This window comes from Nocardia noduli (genome assembly GCF_019038455.1).
Classification (GTDB): Bacteria; Actinomycetota; Actinomycetes; order Mycobacteriales; family Mycobacteriaceae; genus Nocardia; species Nocardia noduli.
The window spans coordinates 62,174-82,010 of record NZ_JAFMPL010000025.1; the positions used below are offsets into that span (position 1 = coordinate 62,174).

Consider the following 19,837-nt stretch of genomic DNA (forward strand, 5'->3'; position numbering starts at 1 on the left):
CGGAGGCCGAATTCCACCCGACCGGGCCACCACGCTGTCATCCCGGTAGGGCGCGGGCTCTGCGTCCGCCGGGTACGGACCGAGCCCGGTTAGACTTCCGGCGTGACCGATCTCGCGGATTTCACCCGGCTGACAGCAGGCGACCACGGGCTCTGTGTGGTCTCGACGTTGCGCGCGGACAACACGATTCAGTCGTCACTGGTCAACGCGGGAGTGCTGTCGCATCCCGACACCGGAGCCGAGGTCATCGGCATGGTCGTGCGTGGCGGCACCCGCAAACTCGACAATCTCCGACTCCGGCCGCGCATGACGGTCGTGGTCCGGGTGGGGTGGGAATGGGCGGCTGCCGAAGGGCCGGTCTCCCTCGTGGGTCCCGATGATCCCGTGCCCGGATTCGAGGCCGAACGGCTGCGGATACTGCTCCGTGACGTGTTCGGCGCGGCGGGCGGCACGCACGAGGATTGGGACGAGTACGACAGGGTGATGGCGGCCGAACGTCGCGCGGTGGTGCTGGTGGTTCCCGACCGCGTCTACGGCAACGGCTGACGGCGGGGCCCGGACTTCGAATCATCGCGAGCAGGACCGGTCGTCCCCGACTCCGACGGTATTAACGTCGGGGCAATGGATCTGCAACTGAACGGCAAGCGCGCCATCGTGACCGGCGGAAGCCGCGGTATCGGCTACGCCATCGCCAGGGCGCTGGCGTCCGAAGGTGTCGACGTGGTGATCGCGGCCCGCGATGCCGAAACCGCGGAGGCCGCCGCTCGCACGCTGTCCGAGGAGACCGGACGGCGAGTGCTCGCCGTCCCCACCGACACCGGCGACGACGACCGCGTCCGGGAACTGGTCGCGCGTACCGTCGCCGAACTCGGCGGAGTCGACATCCTGGTCAATTCGGCCGCCACCCCGTGGAGCGCCGGTGCGCCCACCGATCTGGCGGCGACCAGTGACGAGATCGTCCGCCGCGAGGTCGAGATCAAGGTGCTCGGCTATCTGCGCACCGCCCGCGCCGTCGCGCCCCATCTCGTCGAGCAGGGCTGGGGGCGGATCATCAATATCAGCGGACTCGGCGCGCGCCAAGCCAATTCGATCGCCCAGACCATCCGCAACATCAGCGTCTCCGCGCTGACGAAGAATCTGGCCGATGAACTGGGCCCCTCCGGTATCAACGTCACCGTCGTCCACCCCGGCGTGACCAGAACCGAACGCCTCACCGCCCGACTGACCACCGAGGCCGCGAACTCCGGCCGCACGGTCAGCGACCTCGAATCCGACCTCGCACGCAACACGCTGCGCCGGGTCATCGATGCCGACGAGGTCGCCGACGTGGTCACCTTCCTCGCCTCCCCGCGCAGCATCGCGATCACCGGGGACGCCATCGCGACGGGTTGCGGTGTGCCGGGTCCGGTGTATTACTGACCGACCTTCGGGAGTCGCATCGGCGTCCAGGGCAGGAAGGTCGCCGATGCGACAGGCTCGCGGTCAGGGGATGCGGCAGCCGACGTTCGCGCTGATGGTCACCGCGCCGGGGACGGCGGTGATGTGGACCCTGGTCTGGTTGTGCCAGGAGCGGCCTTCGGATCCTTCGAAGCCCACGTAGTATTCCGGCGGTTCGCGGAACCCGCGCTGCACGGTGCGCGCTCCGACCTCGGCGGCGAGTTCACGGGCGGTCTGTTGGAATGCGGACCATTCGGCATCGGGAAGGGTGCCTTCGGCCCGGTGTTCGGGCAGTTGGACGAGGACACCGCCCGCTTGCTCGTAGGGCCCGGAACAGGGTCCCTGGCTGCGGTCGCCGTGTCGGCTCCATCGCAGTTCCGGCGCGAGGGCAGAGGCCGCTGCGGCGATACGGTCGACCACAGCCTCCAACGCTTGCTCGGACACGGTCAGACTCGGTAGCGTCGCCAGCTCGGCGGCGGCGGATTCGATCTGCTCCGGGGACGGTGGATCCTCGAAGCCGAGCAGAGTCGCGCACGCGCTCGAGACCGACGCCACCACCGCCACAGCGATCACGCGCCGGAACCGGTACGACATATTCCTCCCACCTCGCGAAGTAGTCCTCGTCAGTCCCGGTCCTGCCACGTGCACACGCAGACCTCGTTGCCCTCGGCGTCGGCGAGCACCCAGAACGCTCGCGCGGCCGCGTCGCTGATCATCGTGCCACCCGCCTCGAGCGCGTCACGGATCCGGCGATCTGCCTCGTCGTGCGGGACGGAGATGTCGAGGTGGATCCGATTACGCTGCGGCCGTGGCTCATCCATGTGCTGGAACCACACTGCCGGTCCCTGGCCGACCGGATCGACGATGGCGTTCGGGTCCCCGCTTCCCGGATCGTCGACATAGGCCAATACCGCCTTCCAGAACGGTCGGATGACAGTGACGTCCTCGGTATCGATCGCGATCTCCATGGCCTGCACCACCCGGCCCGCTCCCCCGCGCCGCGGCGAGGCGATGTCGAAGCCGAGGGCGGACACCGATTCGGAGATCCGTTGCGCGAGAACGACATCGTGACCGAGGACCCGCCCCGTCGTCCTCGGCCGCAACACCAATTCGACGCGGTCACCGCGCACATCGATACGCAAATGCTCGTCCGCGTCGGCGGCGCAGGCTCGCGCGGCAGCGTCCGCGACATCGAGCCCGGACCGCAGCGACGGAACGGCGACGGTCGCGGCGAGACTGCCCAGCAGGAAACGCCAGCCGAGGGACTCCACGGCGCCGGAAGCGCGGGAACCGGAAAGGTGTTCGTCGACCACGAACACAATCCTGCCGTGTTCCGGCGCGCCGCGTCGCGACTCCGAGGCAGACGCATCGTGGAAATCCGCCGGGCACGCGGCCGCGGACCTCACCGCTGCCGTGTGGGTAACCGACTCAGTTCAGCGATCCGTCGGCGACCAGGGCTCGCAATCCGCGGCGATCGAGTTTGCCGCTGGGCAGGGTGGGGACGTGATCGCCGCTGGTGACGATCCAGCGGGTCGGGACCTTGTAGCCGGACAGCTCCCGTCGGGTGTGCGCGGCGATGCCGTCGAGATCGAGCGAACCGACGACGTCGGGCGAGGGCACGATGACCGCGCATACCTGTTCGTCGCGTTCGGGATGATCGATACCGACGACGAGGCATTGCTGTACGCCGTCGCATTCCTCGACCACGGCCTCCACCTCGCGCGGGGAGACATTGGCCCCGGCCACCTTGATCAGTTCGCTGGTCCGGCCGACATAGAACAGGCGCGGATCGTCCGGGAGCCGATAGACCCGGTCGCCGGTGTGGTACCAGCCGTCGGCATCGAAGACGTCGTGACGTTCGCGTTTGTTGTAGCCGCTCATCACTCCGATCCCGCGAATGAGGAGTTCGCCGGTGGTCCGGTCCGGCACCGGAACACCCTCGGCGTCCACGATCCGGATATCGGTGTGGGCGAAACTGCCCGCGGTCTCGGACAGACTGCGATGGACCGGGAACTCGTCGGGCACGTTGTACATGGCGATATCCAGCGGGCCGTCGCGCAACAGCGGCGCGGCGCTCAGATCGCGATCGGCGAAACTCGGATGCTCGCGCATGCGCCGGGTGAACGCGGGCCATCCGACGATGCCCTCGCCGCCCTCGCGCTCGATGAGATCCAGTGCCGCACCGGGTTCCGGCCGCGGCATCACCAGCAGCGTCACCGGTTCGTGCAGGGCGCCGGTCGCGGCGAGGACCCCGCCGATCCAGAAGAACGGCATCGAGGACAGGATGCGTGGCGCTGCCGATCCACCGCACAGCCCTCGGATCGCCGCGGGCCAGCCCGCCGTCTGGCGAACCAGGGTGCCGTGGGTGTGCAGCACGCCTTTCGGGTCGGCGGTCGATCCGGAGGTGTGGATCATGATGGCGAGATCGGCCGGGCCGACCTCGTTTTCGACGGCGGCGAGGATCTCCGGTCCCAGCGCGGTGTCTTCGTCGGGCGTCGTGGTGTCGGCCCAGGCGCGGTCGGTATCGCCGAGAAGCGCGATGCGGCGCAGGTAGGGCGCGGCGGACAGCGACAGCGTCGAGGTCGGCGCGGTGGCGAGTCCCGGCAGTGCCGTCTCCAGCCGCTCGGCGGTGTCGTTGCCGAGGATCTGCGCGGGGGCGACGAGGAGGCCGATATCGGACAGCCGGATCACCTTGCCGAGTTCGGCCGGGGTGTACAACGTGCTCAGCGGTACCGCCACGGCGCCGATCCGGGAAACGGCGAGCCACCAGACGATCCAGTCGACGTCGTTGGGGAACAGCAGCCCGACCCGGGCCCCTTTACCGATCCCGTCCCGCAACAACTGTCGCGCGGCGAGCCCGGAGCGGTGTTGTGCCTCGGTGTAGGTCAGCCGGTCGGTCGGAGACACCAGATAGGTGTGATCGCCGTGTTCGTCGACCGCACGGGCGAGTAGATGCCCGACGGTCGGTCCGGTGGTCGAGGGCTGCATATCTCCAACTCCGTTCTGCCCGGCCGGTCCGACATTCCGGCATGCGCGCCGAACTGCCCCGTCGTCCACTCACCCGGCAGCGCATACCACCGCGGAGCCGACGACCGACCTGCACCGACGGACATCGTAGAGCGCGTCCCACCGACCGCGGCACGCGCCTCGGCGGCCCGACGTCGTCCGGTGTCCGCCCCCCGATCCACGCCGGGCCGCTTCGAAGCGGCCCGGTCGGTTCGATCCCGGTTCGCGTCGGGAAAATGCTTCGCGCCCGCCGCGCTCAGCGTCGACGTAGCCGGCGGAGCTGTCCACGGATATCGAAGCGGCGTGGCGGCGCGGGAGTTTCGTCATCGACGACCTCCAGCACCGACTGTGCCCGCGCCAACCGCTCGTGTAGTTGGTCACGAACCTGCTCGGGCGTGTACGCGCGGCGTCGCCGTTCGGCCTGCACCACGACCACTCCGGTCGCCACTACACCGGCCGCACCCGCCAATCCCACTGCCTTCCACCACCTCATACCGCATAGGCTACGGCCATGACGGGTAAGAGCATCAGTCTCGACCGAGCGCTCGAGGTCACCAGGACCGGCGACATCTGGCTGTTCCGTGGACATTCGACCGCTGACCGGGTGATTCGCATGACGACGAACAGTCCGGTCAACCACGTCGGCATGTCCGTGGTGATCGATGACCTACCGGCGCTGATCTGGCACGCGGAACTCGGGCGGTCGCTGCCGGATATGTGGTCGGGAACCGAACACCGCGGGGTCCAGTTACACAATCTGCGCGACGCGGTGCTGGTGTGGGCGCAGCGCTACGGTCAGCAGGCCTGGTTGCGCCAATTGAACCAACCCGCGACGCGGGAGATGGAAGACGGTTTGCTGCGCGCCATCGCCCGACTCGACGGCACCCCGTTCCCGTCAACCGCGAGTCTGGCCGGACGCTGGCTGCGCGGCCGCGCGGCACGGCTTCCGCGCCGCCGATCGAACGAGAAGGCCGCGCGCGAATTGGAGAGCGCCTACTGCGCCGAGATCGTCGCTGCCACCTACCAGTCGATGGGACTGCTGCCGGAGAAGCGCAGCCCGAACTGGTATGACCCGGGCCGATTCTGGAGCGGGGACGGACTTGAACTGGCCGAGGGTTACGAACTCGGTGGCGAGATCGCGGTCCGGACTCCGCCCGCGGATCCTTCGAACTGACCGGTGCCGGACAGGATCGTCGCGAGAACCCGGACGAGTTCGGCCTGCCGGTGCGTGCCCGTCTTCTCGAACGCGCGCTGTAGATGCGTGCGGACGGTGTTCACCGAGATCGCCAGTTCGTCGGCGATGGAGCGCAATCCCGCACCGCGCAGCGCGGCGGCCGCCACCCGCGCCTCGGCCGCGGTGAGGCCGTACAACTGCCGCAGTTCGTCCACGCCGCCCGGGATCGGCTCGTCCGGGTCGACGATGACGACCAACGCGGACGGCGCGACCTCGGCCCGAAGCTCTGTGCGGCCGTCGATATCCGGGCCCAGCGGCGACACCAGGAGCGCGTAGGCCCCGGTCCCGCTGCGCCGAGGCACGAGTGTGCGCCCGCCCACGCGTGCACCGCTCTCCCCGATCGCGGCATCGATCAGGGGACGCAAGCCGACCGCGGTCCCCGACGCTTCGAGATGGCCGCGGCGGCCGATCGCCAGACCGTCGCCCGATTCGAGGATGGACCGGGCCGCCGGGTTCGCGTAGCCGATCACCCCCTGCCCGGAAACGATCACCAGGCCGTGCCGATACGCGTGCAGTACGGCCACCGCCCGGTCACGCTCGGTCGCCGCGTTCCCGAGACGGGACTGCACGGTCAGCGCGTGACGCAGATGCGGAAGCAGCAAGCCCATCGTCGCTCTCACGTGCGCGAGGTCCAGATCCCCTCCGCCGTCCGGGTATACCCCCAACCACGAGGTCTCGGACCCGCGGTCGAGCAGGGCGAGCACCCCGTTACCGAGCCGATTCGGTGCCATCCAGTCGCTGAAGAACCTGTGCCGCCGCAGGAATTCGGGGCCGAGCAGGTCCTCACACGTGGTGATCACCCCGGCCGGTTCGTGTTCGAGAGCGCCCGCGATCGGATCGATCCGCCAGAACCGGGAGTTGTAGCTGCGGCGCAGTTCGTCCGCGCCGGGTGAGCACACGGTCATCCTTCGGCTACCCGCGCCGGACACGACCACGCCGCCGTGGTAACCACCCAGCGCCGTGACGATTTCGTGCATCGCCTGCGGCCAGTCGGCCGGATACAACGCCGCGCGGTTGATACGCGCGACGATCGCGGAAAACCTCTCGATTGTCATCGTCATAGGAGATGTCCTGCGGCACAGTAGCTCTGGTTGTCGAGCGGGCAGACCGTAGATGTTCGAGAAGTTCCACACACGAGTAGCGCGGTACTCGATCGTACTCTGCCACATGCCATCAACGGATTCGGTGTCCTCATCGATTCGGATGAAGACCCGTGACCGGATGCCTGCTCTACTCGAGAGAGCAACCCACTCGCTACAGCACGACGAAAGGTGCCGATCGCCGCATCCCTCCCCCGGACCGTGATTCCTCGATCGCACTGCGAGACAAGGAGAACACCGTGAACGCCCCCGCATACACCGAACTCGACAGGATGGGTAACTCACGCTCGGAGCGGTGGGGAGCCCGTATCACGAACTTCCTGATCCACACCCAGGAAGGCAACGGCACGGCCGAATCGCTCGCCGCCTACCTGAACAATCCCGCCAACGGCGTCTCCTACCACTACACGCTCCGCGGTGGCGTCGTGTGCGATGTCGTCGACACCGACTACGCGTCGTGGTCGGTCCTCGACGCCAACAGCCATACGATCAATCTCTGTTTCGCGGGCAGTCGCGCGTCCTGGTCGCGCAACCAGTGGCTCGCGATCGAGGCGGACCTGCGGATCGCGGCCTGGCTGGCCGTACAGGACGCCGGGAAGTACGGTTTCGCCAGTGATGTGATCGCGCCACCGTATTCGCGCAGGGACGGCATCTCCGACCACAGGTACGTCACCGAATGCCTCGGCATCGGAACCCATACCGATGTCGGGTGGAACTTCCCGTGGGCGGTCTTCGAGAGCCATGTCCGCGAGTTCGCGGGTGGCGTGCCGGTGGCCGGTGAGATCGATATCAAGGCCGCGTCCTCACCGTGGCTGGGCAAGCGCCTCGGCACCGGGGAGGAGATGCGGACGGCCGACGGCGTCGGGCGATTCGTGCAGTTCGAACACGGATACATCTATTGGCATCCGTCCACCGGCGCGCATCCGATCCCGGCATCACTGTTCGACAAGTACGCCGAAACCGGCTGGGAGGCCGGGCCGCTGGGCTATCCGATCACCGATCACACCGTGCTCCGCGACACGGCGAACCTCGAATGGGGAGAAGTGCAGGGGTTCCAGAACGGCGCTCTCTACCGACGCAACGGCAAACCGGCCTACCGGGTGCACGGCGAGATCCGTGAACGGTGGAACCGCACCGGATTCGAGAACGGGGCGCTCGGCTGGCCGATCTCCGACGAGATCGCCTACGACACCGCGACCTACCAGGAATTCGACAACGGCCGCATCTACTGGACCCCGAAACCGACACTCGCCCTGCGAACCACCTCGGGTCGCGACGAACCGCTGCGTGACAGCGCCTGAATCCCGGCTACGGCAGTCCGACCTGGACCACGGGGACGCCGAGGATATCGGTGACGATCCCCTCCAACGCGCCGACCACATCGGTGGTCTGTTCGGCGGGAGTGCCGAGGGTTTGCGCGGCCACCGAGAATCCGGGCCCGAACGAGGCGGAGGCGACCTCCTGCGGCGGCAGATCGGACCAACCCCATTTGCTGCCCTGAACGCCGGGCAGTTCGGAGGTGCCCCAGTCCTGTACGGTGCCGTCGGCGGCGACCGGCGACGCGGTGGCCATCCAGTCGAGTATCGGGGAATCCGGATCCGCGGTCTGCTTGGCGCGGAGGAAATCGGCGATATCGGCGGTGCTGGTGGTCGAGGTGCCCCAGTCGGCGGTCTGTTGCGTGTCCTGTAGGCCGTATTCCGCGGCGGTCGCGCCGATCGCCTGCGGGTATTTCGTCGCGATGGCGTCCGCGGCGGAGTCGTCGGAGAAGCGGATCATGCGTTCGGTGTAGGCGCGGTCCTCCGCGGAGCCGTCACCGTGGCGCAGGGCGTAATCGGCCAGATAGAGTTTGGCCATCGACAGCGCGCTGCGCGATTCGTGTTCGTTGGCCGTGCCCCATTCCATCCCCATCGGGGTGCGCAGCGATATCGCGCTGCGCGGTGGAACGGATCCCGGTGCCGTACCCGGTTCCGGAATCGGTTGCGCGGACGCCAGGACCGGCGCCGCGCCGAAAGAAGCGGAAGCGATCAGGATCGCCATCGCCACCGTCCGGTAGCCCATGGTCTTCTCCCTCGATCATGTGTATGTCCAGCGCCGGGACGGTGCTCCGGGGAGCGTCCGCGCGACGACGCATACATTCGAGGCTACTTCACAGCTAACGGTCGTGTACTCGGAAAAGCTCGACCGCACGGACCACCGGCAACATCCGACCCCGTGCGGTGCGGTCCTCACGACGTGGTCGACGTCGTGAGGACCGCACCCGTCTCAGCCCTTGACCAGCTGCGGGGCCGTCGCCTCGGACTCGTCGACCGGTTCGGGCGCCGCGGCCCGGTTCGGGAGCAGCACCGCCGTGACGATCACCACGAGTGCCATTGCGGCGCAGACCAGGAAGGCGAGGCGCATACCGTCGAGGTGCGCGCCGACGGCGTCGACACCGTCCGCGACCAGCGCGGTGCTGCGCGCCGACATCACCGTCACGACCAGGGCCGTACCGAAGGCGGCGGCGACCTGTTGCAGGGTGCCCAGCATCGAACTGCCGTGCGCGTAGAGATGCTGCGGGAGCGCACCGAGGCCGAGGGTGAAGACCGGGGTGAAGGTCGCGGCCATCGACACCATCATGACGATGTGCAGGATCAGCAACTGCCAGTACGGCATGGTCATCGAGATCTGGGTGAACCCGGCCAGTGACAGGGCGATTCCGATCGAGCCGGGAATCACCAGAGGACGTCCGCCGAACCGATCGAACAGCCTGCCGACCGACGGTCCGAGCAGACCCATCACCAAGCCGCCCGGCATGACGAGCAAGCCGGTCTCCAGCGCGCTCAGGCCGCGCAGATTCTGCAGGTACAGCGGCAGCAGGATCATCGATCCGAGCATCGCCATGAACGCGACAGACATCAGGATCAGAGCCTTGGTGTAGGTGCCGGCCAGCAGCACGCGAAGGTCCAGCAGTGGCGTACCCGTGCGCTGCAGGCGCAGCTGCCGGAACACGAACGCGATGATGAGCGCCGCGCCACCGGCGGCGATCAGCACCGGACCGGTGACGTTGCCGGTCTCGAATTTGCTGAGGCCGAACACCAGGCCGCCGAAACCGAATGCCGCCAGCACCACGCTGGCCCAGTCGATGGCTCCCGCCTGCGGTTCACCGATGTTCTCGAGCTGACGCAGACCCGACCAGGTGATGATTCCCGCGATCGGCAGGACGAGGACGAACAGCCAACGCCACGAGCCGACCTGTAGCACCAGGCCCGAGACCACCGGCCCCATCGCGGGCGCAACCGAGATGGCGAGGGTGACGTTGCCCATCACCCGGCCGCGATCCTGTTCGGGCACCACCGTCATCAGGGTGGTCATCAGCAGCGGCATCATCACCGCGGTGCCGCCCGCCTGGATGATCCGCCCGATGAGCAGTACCGCGAACGACGGCGCGACGGCGGACAGCGCGGTGCCCGCCATGAACACCCCCATCGCCACCGCGTACGCCCGTCTGGTGGTGACGCGCTGGAGGAACCAGCCGGTGGTCGGGATGACCGCGGCCATCGTCAGCATGAAGGCGGTGGAGACCCACTGCGCCGCGCGCTCGGTGACCTCGAGATCCGCCATCAACCGCGGGATCGCGTTGATCATGATGGTCTCGTTCAGGATCACCACGAACGTCGCGAGCACCAGGATCCGGATGACGGTCGGTGTCCGCCCTCCCGATACGGGAGCGGATGGTTCGGCGGACATCGAATACCTCCGGGGTTGGCACGTTGACAGAAGGGGTGCGGCACCGGGTCCACGGATCGTGTTCCGGCGCCACAGCGATGAAGACGGACCGAGCTACTCGAACTCATCGGGCGCGGATCAGTATTCCGGGTGGTACCGACAGGAATCACGCGATTTTCCACCTACCGACGGGGCGTGCTACCGGTTCCTTCCTGGTAGTCAGCGGTTTTTGGCGTAATCGGCATCGGATAGTGACTCTGGTCACGATCAAACTCCATGGTTTGATGCGCATATGAACGTATCGGTATGGGTTAACTGAGCGGGATCAACAGTGCGGTGGTGATCACCGCGCGCACCGGCTGTTGCCCGATCGGCTCAGCAGCACCTCGCGGACCGGTCGACCGAAGATCAGCGGTTGCCCCGCACCCCACAGCAATCCGCGGCGCGGGCGCGCCGTTCGTAACTGCCCGCTGCTACCGCCTCCACGCACCGTCACTGCCGTTGATCGCGAACTTCGGCGGGCGCCGGTCATGCGCCCGCCGAAGTTCCCGTCCGCACCGTCCGGTATTCGACTACACCGGTCGGTCGATCACGACGACACGCGACGGCCGACCACTCCCCTACCGCCGCACCAAGGCCCGAGCCGCCTGCTGCGCCCCCGGGGCCGGCCTCCCCTCCTGCACCCGGGGCCGATCTCCCCTACCGCGGCGCCTCCGGCCGACGCACATTCCACCCGCCGGTGAACGCGGTCTCGCGCTTCTCGGTGAACGCCGCATAGGCTTCCGGAACGTCGGTGGTCGCGAAATTGACGGCCTGGGCACGTGATTCGCTGGCCAGCGCCTCGCGCATCGTCCGGTCGGCCCCCTCGTTGAGCAGCGCTTTCGTCTGCGCCATCGCGATCGGAGGGCCCGCGGCCAGCCGCCGCGCCTTCTCGGCGACGAACTCGTCGATCTCCTCGGACGCCTTGATCCAGGTGACCAGGCCCAGTTCATGCGCCTCCTCGGCATCGATGAACTCGGCGAGCAGCGCCAAACGTTTGGCCTGCTGGACTCCGACGAGTTTGGGCAGCAGCCAGGAACCGCCGCAGTCGAGCGAGAGCCCCCGGCGGGCGAACACCTGCGAGAACTCGGCGTCGGGTGTGGCGACCACGAGGTCGCAGCCCAGTGCCAGATTCCATCCCGCGCCCACCGCGACGCCTCGCACCTTGGCGATGGTCGGCAGTGCGAGGTCGTGTAACCGCTGTGCGACTTCGGATATCGCCTGAAGTTTGACGAAGGGGGGCGCGTACGGGTCGCTGTCGACGACGTCGGCGCCGGAGCAGAAGGCGTCGCCCGCACCGGTGACGACCACCGCGCGCACCGTCGGATCATGGGCGATATCGTCCAGCGCGGTCCGCAGGGCGGCCCACAACTCGAGGGTGATCGCGTTCTTGCGATGCGGGCGATTCAATATCAGTGTGCTGACGCCGTCGGCGCGCAGATGCCGCAGCACGGTCTGTTCGGTCATCGATTCGAATCCGTTCGCCGCCGCTACAGGAACATGTCCGCGTTGAGCGGGCCGTCGCCGGGTGTGACCCGGTAGCTGTCGAAGTCGGTGATCCCGTGCTCGGCGAGCACGTCGTCATCGAGGAAGAAGTTGCCGGTCGTGTCCTTGCCCGGCGATGTGAGAACGAGGTAGGCGGCGTCGGCGCAGATCCGCGGGGTGCGCGATCGCGCGAAGCGTTCCGCACCGCCGGGCCGGTTGCGGATGGCCGCCGTGGCGATCGTGGTCCGCGGCCACAGCGAGTTCACCCCGATGCCGTCGGCGCGCAGTTCCTCGGCCAGACCGAGGGTCGTCAACGACATGCCGTATTTGGCGATGGTGTAGCCGAGTTGGCCGCCTGCCCATCGCGGGTCGAGGTTCAGCGGCGGCGACAGGGTCAGGATGTGCGGGTTTCGTCCGTTCCGCGCCGAATCCCGCAGGGCCGGAACGCAGAGTTTCGAGAGCAGGAAGCTGCCGCGGCAGTTGATGTCCTGCATCAGGTCGTACATCTTCATCGACAGCGCGTCGGTGGACGAACGGTCGATCGCTGACGCGTTGTTCACCACCATGTCGATGCCGCCGAAGCGTTCGAGGGTCTGCTCGACGGCACGGGCGACGGCGTCGTCGTCACGGACGTCGCCGACGAATTTCAGCACCGACCCACCGGCCGCCTCGATCCGCTCGCCCGCGGTGTGGATGGTCCCCTCCAGTGTGGGATGCGGCTGATCCGTCTTGGCGATCAGCGTGATGTTCGCGCCGTCGGCGGCGGCCCGCTCGGCGATCTCGAGGCCGATGCCGCGGCTACCGCCGGACATGATCATGGTCCTGCCCGCGAGCGGTCTATGGTCTTCCGGCATCGTCCGGGCTCCCCTCTGTGCGTCCCGGACCGGCCGACCGAAGGGGGCGGCGAGCCGTGACCGGGAATTACTCGGCGTGCCCGCGCGACCGGAAGGTCATTACCGCAAGCATTCCAGTGCACCTTACAGTATGTCTGCGCACCACATTCGGCGCACCATGTCCGACTTGCCCGCGACCGCGCGTGTCGGGCATGATCTGGGCAGTCGGCAATCGAGTATCGGCGGCCGACCGCGCAGCAGCGAACAAGGACCATGTATCACGCTGCGAGACTGGGCATTTCGAGCGGATCGAGTCGTCCCGACCGCCGCTCGGCGATCACACCCGCTCCGAAACTCCCACACTGCCGTCGCGGCGCCGGTGGATCACGTCGCGAAGGCATTTCGACGATTCTCGTGGAAAGGCCCGCTGTCGATGATGCCCTACGCACCCGAGCGCCGCGCTTTCGTTCACGCGAACAGCAGACTGGCCGAACACCTGTGCGGCCTGCACGTCACCGACCTCACCGTCGCACGCGCACGGCGATTACAGAAGATCCACGGCGAACACCATCCCGACGACTGCCTGATCCACCTGGCGGCCGCCGCGATGCTGCTCGAGCACCGCTCCCGTTGACGCAGCGCGCGATGGCCGGGGACCGCACCGTCCCCGGCAACCGCACCGCGGGCCCACCGATCACCGGTTGGTCTGCGGGATTTCGATACTGATCGTCGGCTGGAGTTCGTTCAGGTAGAACAGCGCGAACCGCCGCAGGAACTCGTCGAACAGCCAGTAGGTCTCCTTCGCCAGCGGAACGATGGGCAGCGCACCCTCGCGCACCGCGATGAACGGCCCCCAGGCCACCTGGAGCAGCGGACTCCACACCGGTTCCCTCGGGATATAGAGCGAATCGGCGATCTTGTCGCCCAACAGGAACCGCGTGAACGCGCCGAGTACGCCCCTGCTCAGGATGGTGAGGTCGATATTCGCGCCGAGATCGAGCAGGATGTCGGCGAGTTTGATGCCTTCCGGCGTCGCGGCGAGGATCGGGTCGAGCACCTGGGTGGCCTGGGAGTTGGCCTCGCCCCACGAGTTCGGGATGTACTCGTCGCGGACGCCGAGCATATGCGCGGCCACCTGCCACGAGTGCAGGAAGCCCTCGGACTCGTTGGCCGGAATCGGCACCTTCCACGCGGTGAGGTGCCGCATGACCGTGGTCGGCAGGCTGTGCCAGGTGACCATGATGTCGTTCTGACTGATCGGGATGCCCTCCTCGGCGACCCGGGTCCAGTGCGGCGACTGCGGCAGCAGGTGACGCACGGCCGCGTGCACCAGCCGGGTCTTGACACAGGTGACGACCATTTCCCCGTCGGGCCCATAGGCATTGGCCGTACCGATGTCGTAGCCGAGTTTGGCGGTCTTGGAGATGCGGTCCTTCATGTCCGCGCCGCCCTTGGAGTAGTAGACCGACCGCGCCTCCTTGGGGATGACCGTGCTCATCATGCCGCTGGCGAGGCCGTACAGCACACCGAGGTAGAGGCCGCGTTTCTCGTTGAACGCGATGGCGGAGCCCAGTTTGCCCTGGTCGGTCCACGAGGGTAGTTGGCGGGCGTATTCCATGAAATCCCGCAACTCGGTGGGCAATCCGGCGGGCAGCGGCTGGCCGTTACGGGTCCAGGTCCGCAGGAGATTGTTGATATCGGCGACATTGTGATTGTCGAGCAGGTTGGCGACGACGGGGTCGGCCTCCTCGTCCCACACTCCCATCGGGTCGGCGCCCTGCCCCGCGCCCGCGATCGACCCCTCCGGTGACCACGTCCACGGCTCCGCTCGGGCGGGCGTGACGAGGGCCAGCGCGCCCATCGCGCCCAGCGCGGCCCCACCGATCTTGAAGGCATTGCGCCTGTTCAATTCGTCCATCGTTCGAACACTCCTCATTGAGCAACATCTCTTCGCACGACAGGGCCCTGATACTCCGCCGTACCACGAGAACTATCAGTAACTTAACAGAGTCTCTGAGACAGCGCGCGGTATCCGGGGAAATTTTTCCCGCTCCGTCGTCGAGACGATCGCGCGGCGGCGAAAGGTTGTTGTCGGCAAGATCGAATCGCCTGGTGATCAGCTGTTTCGATCCACAGACCGGGACGCCCGCGGCAGCGCCAACGCTGCCCGAGCGCGACGTATCTCCCGCGTCGCAGCTATCGCACAGTTGGAGAATCAGTGATCACTTATGAGCTCGGACGGTGTCGGTGTACCGGACAGTTGCGCCATCTCACGTTCGATCGCCGCGGCGGGCTCGGACAGTCCCGCCCCGCGAAGGTCCGCGACGCGCCGGATCACCGCGGCGGCACCGTATTCGCGAACGATGTCCGCGAGGCCGATCCGATGTGGCCCGCGACGGGCCGTCGACGTTCCCATCGAACCTCCTGACGCCGTACGCGGTCGCTCACGTGGCCGAGTCCGCACACAGGGGTGAACCATCCACGCGGCTCACCCTTTTCGCCGGTCGGCTCGAAGTATCGAGCCGGACCCGGTAGCTATATGTTACTCAGAATTCCAGCAATGGAAACGGGTTGATGGAAACATTCCACCGAGGTCACGCGGTCGGCAACAGGCCGAAAGGAGGGCATACGCACGGTGCGATGTCTCCGGGATGGACGACGTCACCGAAAGTCGATCCGAGTTCCCCTTCGTCCGGTAAGTTATCAGCTGTTCCAGGCTTGTTCGGGCATAATATCCGCCTGCTCCGCCCGAAATCGCGGTCCTCGGGCCCGGCACCAGTACACGAAACGGCACCCCCATGAGCATCGAAGAAGCCCGCCGAATCACGACGGGCACCCAGGTCCACGAGATCATCAACTACTTCGGCAAATGCCTGCACTGCGGATATCCCGCCACCGCGTCGATCCACGTCACCACCTACAGCGACGGCACCGAATCGACGCGGGCACTGGCGACATGCGCGTCACCCTGCGGCTGGACCGGCCCCGCGTCCCCGACCACCATGAGCGGACAGCCCCCGGTGACCAGGAGGCGACGCGATACCGCGTGACCTCGCCTCAACCCAGGGCGCTCCCCGCCGGACACCTCGGTGTGACAGGCAGGCGCATCACGCCCGCCGATGACGGACAGTGTCGGCGGATGGGAGAATCGCGGCGATTCAGTCCCTACGACACGCGGGGCGCATACCGTGACAGGCGTGTGCGGCAGTGGTGAGGCGAGATGAGTCGCCCCCGCGTGGTGATCGCCGGACTCGGCGACACCGGGGTCCTGACCGCGATCCGAGCGGCGGCCCATGCCGACGTCGTGGGTATTTCGGACAAACCCGCGCTCGTCAGCGGTCAGGAATTGGGTGTGCGGCTCAGCAGGCCCGAAGACTGGGCCCGCGACTACTGGATTCCGTTCGACAGGTTCCGCGGTCTCGATCGCGTGCACACGATCCACGGCACCCTCACCGGAGTCGACCTCGCCGCGCGAAAGGTGTTCCTGCTCGGTGACGCGGCGGACACGATCGCGCAGCCCTACGACGCGCTGGTCATCGCGACCGGTGTCTCCAACGGGTTCTGGCGCAGGCCGGGTGTGCGGACCGCCGAGCAGATCGGCGCCGAACTCCGGGGCGCCAACGACCGACTGCGCGGCGCGTCGTCGGTCCTGGTGATCGGCGGCGGGGCCGCGGCGGTGAGCAGTGCGGCCAATCTGGCGCGCGCCTGGCCGGACAAGCGGGTCGACCTGTACTTTCCGGGCGAGCGGGCGCTGCTCGGACATCACCCCCGGATCTGGAGCCGGATCCGGCGACGTCTCGACGAATTCGGCGTCGGCGTCCATCCGGGACACCGTGCGCTGATCCCCGACGGTTTCGCCTGCGACGAGATCACCGCCGAACCTGTCGAATGGTCGACCGGCCAACCGGCCACGACCGCCGACGCCGTCGTGTGGGCGACGGGCCGCGTGCGCCCCAACACGAACTGGCTGCCCGCCGAACTGCTCGACGACCACGGTTTCGTCCGTGTCACCCCCGAACTGCGCGTCCCCGACCATCCCGAGGTCTTCGCGATCGGCGACGTCGCCGCCACCGACCCGCTGCGGACCTCCGCGCGCAACAGGGCCGACACCCTGCTCGCGCACAATCTCCGTGCCCTCTTCGAGGGCCGCGCGCCGCGCGGATATCGCCCGCCGCAACGGAAGTGGGGCTCGGTCCTCGGCCCGCAACCGGACGGACTGGAAGTCTTCACACCCGGCGGCCGGGCCTTCCGATTCCCCGCGTGGTCGATCGACCGAGTGCTGATGCCGTGGATCGTGCGCCGCGGCATCTATCGGGGCGTCCGCCGCAACGACCCGTTCGGCTGACCGGCGGGACACGATTGCGGTCACCGACAGATCTTGTCGGTCCCGCCTGTCATCCTGGGGGTCGGACGGTCGACGACACGGGAGGCGACGGTGGCCGAGGACCCATTCGACACGGGCGAATTCATGCCGGTGCGGATCGCGGCGTCCCCGATCCTGACGGGATTCACCGCCTCCCTCGCCGGCCGGGACGACCTCGGTCGTGAGGACCGCGGAACGTACGGCGATCGTGCCGGGCACTACCTCGCCTGGTTACGCGACACCGGCGGCTACGACGACGCGCTGCACTCCCCGCTCGGGCGGGACCGCGCCGTCGACGCCTACCTCACCACCGCCGTGCACGATCACGGAATCGCCGCCCGCACCGTCGCCACCGCGTTCACCGTCCTGACCGCGTTCTACCGATGGCTCGGCCTCGGCACACCCGCGACGCCGCGCGCGATACTCGACCCACTCGCCCCGAACACCCTGTCCCCCATCGACCAGCGGGCGGTGCTGCGGGTCGCCGCCGCGCGCGGGCCGAGAACCTTCGCCATGATCGCCCTCGGACTCGACGTCGGACCACGCAAGACCGAACTCGCCGCCCTCGATCTGACCGGGCTGGATCTGGCCCGCTGGCCCGGCTCCGTGACCCTCACCGATGCCACCGGCGCGACCAGGCAGATGCCGATCCAAACCGGCACCCGCGCCGCGTTGACGGCGTGGCTCAGCGAACGTCGCCGCCTGCTTCGCGGCCATTCCGAACAGCGTGCGGTATTCCTCGCGGAACACGCACCCCACCACCGATTGGCCATCCGCACCGTCGACGACGCGATCCGGGCCGTCGGCGTCGACGCCGGGATCGACATCTCGTCCGCCACGCTGCGCGCCACCGCGGAACAACGACTGCGCGGGCAGGGGCTGCCGCTGTCCATCATCGCCACGCGCCTGGGCCATCACAGGTCCGAGCCGTGGCGCGACCACCCCGCCCCGAGTCCGCGTATCCGGAACCGACTCCCCGATCACGAACAGCTCGATCTCTTCGGCGATCCCGATCCGTGACCGGTCGGCCTCCGCGGTCAGGACAGGGTGATCGAGTCGCGCAGGATCGCCGGGTCGATGAACGAGTGATCGCGGGGGATCACCGTGTGGTACGGCGCATTTTCGTCGTGATCTTCCTCTGCCTCGGCGAGCTGATCGACCAGTTCGAAGAACAGCGTCTCGATGGGACGAAGACCGTCGATCGTCGCGGTCAGATCGGCGTCGGCGGTGAAACGTGCGCCCTCGGGCCCGATCGTCAGCACCGAGAGCCACTCCTCTCCGCGCGCATCGGGAAGCGTGGCGCCGGTTTCCGCCCAGAACACCGCCGTGTCCGGCGCCGGATCGGATTTGAACCGCGCGGTGGCGGCGAGCATGCGCAGTGCCGTGAGCACGAAGGATTCGGCGAATCCGAGGCACATCGAATAGATCTCCAGCGCATCGTCGCGATGGACGACGACACACGTCGTCACACCGCCGTCGCAGGCGTCCTCGACGTGATCGGCGAAGAATTCCCGTGGTGACAGACCGATTTCGGCCCGTGACCAGTCCGCTCGCTCCCCGTCCCAGAACCAGCCGTCGAACGCGGTCTCCTGATCGGCGATGACAGCCGGATCGGTGACCGGGGTGTCGAGCCAGCGCTCGAATCCGTCCCGGCTCATGGGGATTCGGGCCGCCACCAGAAAGCTGTCCGACACGACATGACTCCTGTCTTCCGTTGCGACCACCTCTGCCGCGATGCCGGAAATACTAGGACTGCCGCATAAGCCGCGCTCGAGAGTCCGGGCGAGTTCTCGGGCGCGGATGCCGCTGTGCGCGGAATGCACCGAGGCACACCGCGCACCGCGACATCGGATCCGACGGCACCGCTCGACATCCGATACGCCGAAATCCCCGTCGCGCCGGAGCGTGACACCGAGGCGGTCAACCTACCCGTGCCGCCTCGCGAGCCAGGATCCGAGCCCGCTGCTCCTCGAACTTGGCCACATCGCGGGTCAGTTTCTCGACGTACTCGCCGAGTTCGTCGCGGGCGCGTTCGCCGCGCGCGGTGAAGTCGGTGCGTTTGAAGACATTCCAGATGCGCAGTACCGGCAGCAGGACCTCGTCGAGATGCTGACGCAGATCGTAGATTCCGTGTTTGACCATCAGCACACCGTTACGACGCCAGTTGGGCATACCCGTGCCGGGCATGGCGAAGGTCTTCGCGATCCTGGTCACCGATTCCATCGCTTGATCGGGTGCGAGGTCGAACGCCGCGCCGGCGACGTTGCGGTAGAACATCATGTGCAGGTTCTCGTCGGCCGCGATGCGCTGCAACATTCGCTCCGCGATCGGATCGTCACAGACGGTTCCGGTGCTGCGATGGCTGACCCTGGTCGCCAATTCCTGGAAGGTCACGTAGGCGACCTGGTCGAGCACACCGCCGAAACCGGCGGGCGCGTGTACACCGCGTGTCATGTGCACCATCCGGTCGTTCTCCAACGCGACGGGATCGACCGCGCGGGTGCACACCAGATAGTCGCGCATGGCGATGGCGTGCCGGTTCTCCTCGGCGGTCCAGCGCCCGACCCAGGTGCCCCATGCCCCGTCTCGGGAGAAGTTCTCGGCGATCACCCGGTGATAGGACGGCAGATTGTCC

Annotated in this window: 21 protein-coding genes; 8 read left to right on the forward strand and 13 right to left on the reverse strand. The window is 67.6% G+C overall.

The genetic code is table 11. The features are described 5' to 3' along the window. Positions 1–102 precede the first annotated feature (102 nt). Together JZ792_RS16705 and JZ792_RS16710 are read left to right on the forward strand one after the other, a co-directional pair. Entirely contained in the window at positions 103–546 is a 444-nt protein-coding gene (locus JZ792_RS16705) for a pyridoxamine 5'-phosphate oxidase family protein (protein ID WP_216911382.1), read from the forward strand. A 75-nt stretch (positions 547–621) separates the two neighbouring features. Continuing rightward, on the forward strand, positions 622–1,419 hold the full coding sequence (locus JZ792_RS16710; protein ID WP_216911383.1) for an SDR family NAD(P)-dependent oxidoreductase: 798 nt from the start codon (positions 622–624) through the stop codon (positions 1,417–1,419). A 63-nt stretch (positions 1,420–1,482) separates the two neighbouring features. Here the strand turns inward: JZ792_RS16710 and JZ792_RS16715 are convergent, their stop codons facing one another. The 4 genes from JZ792_RS16715 to JZ792_RS16730 all read right to left on the reverse strand — a co-directional run bounded on the left by JZ792_RS16715 (position 1,483) and on the right by JZ792_RS16730 (position 4,936). Beyond that, positions 1,483–2,031: an LppA family lipoprotein gene (locus tag JZ792_RS16715; protein ID WP_216911384.1), complete on the reverse strand. Its 549-nt coding sequence runs from the start codon at positions 2,029–2,031 to the stop codon at positions 1,483–1,485. Positions 2,032–2,060: 29 nt separating this feature from the next. Then, positions 2,061–2,750: a VOC family protein gene (locus tag JZ792_RS16720; protein ID WP_216911385.1), complete on the reverse strand. Its 690-nt coding sequence runs from the start codon at positions 2,748–2,750 to the stop codon at positions 2,061–2,063. 115 nt (positions 2,751–2,865) lie between these two features. Beyond that, positions 2,866–4,425 carry a class I adenylate-forming enzyme family protein gene (locus tag JZ792_RS16725; protein WP_216911386.1) on the reverse strand — a complete coding sequence of 520 codons (1,560 nt, stop codon included), beginning with the start codon at positions 4,423–4,425 and terminating at the stop codon, positions 2,866–2,868. Positions 4,426–4,699: 274 nt separating this feature from the next. After that, positions 4,700–4,936 carry a hypothetical protein gene (locus JZ792_RS16730; protein WP_216911410.1) on the reverse strand — a complete coding sequence of 79 codons (237 nt, stop codon included), beginning with the start codon at positions 4,934–4,936 and terminating at the stop codon, positions 4,700–4,702. 18 nt (positions 4,937–4,954) lie between these two features. Between JZ792_RS16730 and JZ792_RS16735 the strand changes: the two genes are divergently transcribed. Continuing rightward, positions 4,955–5,617, forward strand: coding sequence for a hypothetical protein (locus JZ792_RS16735; RefSeq protein WP_216911387.1), 663 nt, complete (start codon positions 4,955–4,957; stop codon positions 5,615–5,617). Here JZ792_RS16735 and JZ792_RS16740 read toward each other — a convergent pair. Then, the gene (locus JZ792_RS16740; protein WP_216911388.1) at positions 5,560–6,732 is read right to left on the reverse strand and encodes a helix-turn-helix transcriptional regulator; all 1,173 of its coding nucleotides are present in this window, start codon (positions 6,730–6,732) and stop codon (positions 5,560–5,562) included. The two genes, JZ792_RS16735 and JZ792_RS16740, sit on opposite strands and share 58 nt — an antisense overlap. Before the next feature lie 284 nt (positions 6,733–7,016). Between JZ792_RS16740 and JZ792_RS16745 the strand changes: the two genes are divergently transcribed. Further along, complete coding sequence (locus JZ792_RS16745; RefSeq protein ID WP_308165327.1) at positions 7,017–8,078, forward strand: N-acetylmuramoyl-L-alanine amidase; 1,062 nt, start codon at positions 7,017–7,019, stop codon at positions 8,076–8,078. Positions 8,079–8,085: 7 nt separating this feature from the next. Here the strand turns inward: JZ792_RS16745 and JZ792_RS16750 are convergent, their stop codons facing one another. From JZ792_RS16750 to JZ792_RS16765, 4 genes are all read right to left on the reverse strand, one after another. Further along, complete coding sequence (locus tag JZ792_RS16750; protein WP_254189925.1) at positions 8,086–8,835, reverse strand: serine hydrolase; 750 nt, start codon at positions 8,833–8,835, stop codon at positions 8,086–8,088. 204 nt (positions 8,836–9,039) lie between these two features. Further along, the gene (locus JZ792_RS16755; protein WP_216911389.1) at positions 9,040–10,503 is read right to left on the reverse strand and encodes an MDR family MFS transporter; all 1,464 of its coding nucleotides are present in this window, start codon (positions 10,501–10,503) and stop codon (positions 9,040–9,042) included. Between the two features lie 678 nt (positions 10,504–11,181). Next, positions 11,182–11,988, reverse strand: a complete 807-nt coding sequence (locus JZ792_RS16760; protein ID WP_216911390.1) for an enoyl-CoA hydratase/isomerase family protein — start codon at positions 11,986–11,988, stop codon at positions 11,182–11,184. Between the two features lie 23 nt (positions 11,989–12,011). Next, positions 12,012–12,860 carry an SDR family oxidoreductase gene (locus JZ792_RS16765; protein WP_216911391.1) on the reverse strand — a complete coding sequence of 283 codons (849 nt, stop codon included), beginning with the start codon at positions 12,858–12,860 and terminating at the stop codon, positions 12,012–12,014. A gap of 412 nt (positions 12,861–13,272) precedes the next feature. Here JZ792_RS16765 and JZ792_RS16770 point away from each other — a divergent pair, with 412 nt between their 5' ends. Then, positions 13,273–13,473 carry a hypothetical protein gene (locus JZ792_RS16770; RefSeq protein ID WP_216911392.1) on the forward strand — a complete coding sequence of 67 codons (201 nt, stop codon included), beginning with the start codon at positions 13,273–13,275 and terminating at the stop codon, positions 13,471–13,473. A 60-nt stretch (positions 13,474–13,533) separates the two neighbouring features. Here the strand turns inward: JZ792_RS16770 and JZ792_RS16775 are convergent, their stop codons facing one another. Continuing rightward, complete coding sequence (locus tag JZ792_RS16775) at positions 13,534–14,757, reverse strand: oxygenase MpaB family protein (protein WP_216911393.1); 1,224 nt, start codon at positions 14,755–14,757, stop codon at positions 13,534–13,536. A 297-nt stretch (positions 14,758–15,054) separates the two neighbouring features. Next, a complete protein-coding gene (locus tag JZ792_RS16780) occupies positions 15,055–15,255 on the reverse strand; it encodes a hypothetical protein (RefSeq protein ID WP_216911394.1) in 201 nt (66 codons plus the stop codon). Positions 15,256–15,637: 382 nt separating this feature from the next. Between JZ792_RS16780 and JZ792_RS16785 the strand changes: the two genes are divergently transcribed. The 3 genes from JZ792_RS16785 (at position 15,638) to JZ792_RS42960 (ending at position 18,222) form a co-directional block, all read left to right on the forward strand. Continuing rightward, the gene (locus tag JZ792_RS16785; RefSeq protein ID WP_216911395.1) at positions 15,638–15,889 is read left to right on the forward strand and encodes a hypothetical protein; all 252 of its coding nucleotides are present in this window, start codon (positions 15,638–15,640) and stop codon (positions 15,887–15,889) included. 170 nt (positions 15,890–16,059) lie between these two features. Beyond that, positions 16,060–17,184, forward strand: a complete 1,125-nt coding sequence (locus tag JZ792_RS16790; RefSeq protein WP_216911396.1) for an FAD-dependent oxidoreductase — start codon at positions 16,060–16,062, stop codon at positions 17,182–17,184. A gap of 90 nt (positions 17,185–17,274) precedes the next feature. Then, positions 17,275–18,222: a tyrosine-type recombinase/integrase gene (locus JZ792_RS42960; protein WP_216911397.1), complete on the forward strand. Its 948-nt coding sequence runs from the start codon at positions 17,275–17,277 to the stop codon at positions 18,220–18,222. 17 nt (positions 18,223–18,239) lie between these two features. Here the strand turns inward: JZ792_RS42960 and JZ792_RS16800 are convergent, their stop codons facing one another. Further along, complete coding sequence (locus JZ792_RS16800) at positions 18,240–19,025, reverse strand: hypothetical protein (protein ID WP_216911398.1); 786 nt, start codon at positions 19,023–19,025, stop codon at positions 18,240–18,242. 97 nt (positions 19,026–19,122) lie between these two features. Beyond that, on the reverse strand, positions 19,123–19,837 hold a 715-nt coding region (locus JZ792_RS16805; RefSeq protein ID WP_216911399.1), incomplete at its 5' end, for an acyl-ACP desaturase.

Coding starts and splice junctions, on each gene's coding strand:
- JZ792_RS16765 (WP_216911391.1), bottom strand. CDS start 12,860: ATGCCGGAAGACCATAGACCGCTCGCGGGCAGGACCATGATCATGTCC.
- JZ792_RS16775 (WP_216911393.1), bottom strand. CDS start 14,757: ATGGACGAATTGAACAGGCGCAATGCCTTCAAGATCGGTGGGGCCGCG.
- JZ792_RS16760 (WP_216911390.1), bottom strand. CDS start 11,988: ATGACCGAACAGACCGTGCTGCGGCATCTGCGCGCCGACGGCGTCAGC.
- JZ792_RS16730 (WP_216911410.1), bottom strand. CDS start 4,936: ATGAGGTGGTGGAAGGCAGTGGGATTGGCGGGTGCGGCCGGTGTAGTG.
- JZ792_RS16725 (WP_216911386.1), bottom strand. CDS start 4,425: ATGCAGCCCTCGACCACCGGACCGACCGTCGGGCATCTACTCGCCCGT.
- JZ792_RS16750 (WP_254189925.1), bottom strand. CDS start 8,835: ATGGGCTACCGGACGGTGGCGATGGCGATCCTGATCGCTTCCGCTTCT.
- JZ792_RS16790 (WP_216911396.1), top strand. CDS start 16,060: ATGAGTCGCCCCCGCGTGGTGATCGCCGGACTCGGCGACACCGGGGTC.
- JZ792_RS16735 (WP_216911387.1), top strand. CDS start 4,955: ATGACGGGTAAGAGCATCAGTCTCGACCGAGCGCTCGAGGTCACCAGG.
- JZ792_RS16755 (WP_216911389.1), bottom strand. CDS start 10,503: ATGTCCGCCGAACCATCCGCTCCCGTATCGGGAGGGCGGACACCGACC.
- JZ792_RS16780 (WP_216911394.1), bottom strand. CDS start 15,255: ATGGGAACGTCGACGGCCCGTCGCGGGCCACATCGGATCGGCCTCGCG.
- JZ792_RS16770 (WP_216911392.1), top strand. CDS start 13,273: ATGATGCCCTACGCACCCGAGCGCCGCGCTTTCGTTCACGCGAACAGC.
- JZ792_RS16710 (WP_216911383.1), top strand. CDS start 622: ATGGATCTGCAACTGAACGGCAAGCGCGCCATCGTGACCGGCGGAAGC.
- JZ792_RS16740 (WP_216911388.1), bottom strand. CDS start 6,732: ATGACAATCGAGAGGTTTTCCGCGATCGTCGCGCGTATCAACCGCGCG.
- JZ792_RS16715 (WP_216911384.1), bottom strand. CDS start 2,031: ATGTCGTACCGGTTCCGGCGCGTGATCGCTGTGGCGGTGGTGGCGTCG.
- JZ792_RS16785 (WP_216911395.1), top strand. CDS start 15,638: ATGAGCATCGAAGAAGCCCGCCGAATCACGACGGGCACCCAGGTCCAC.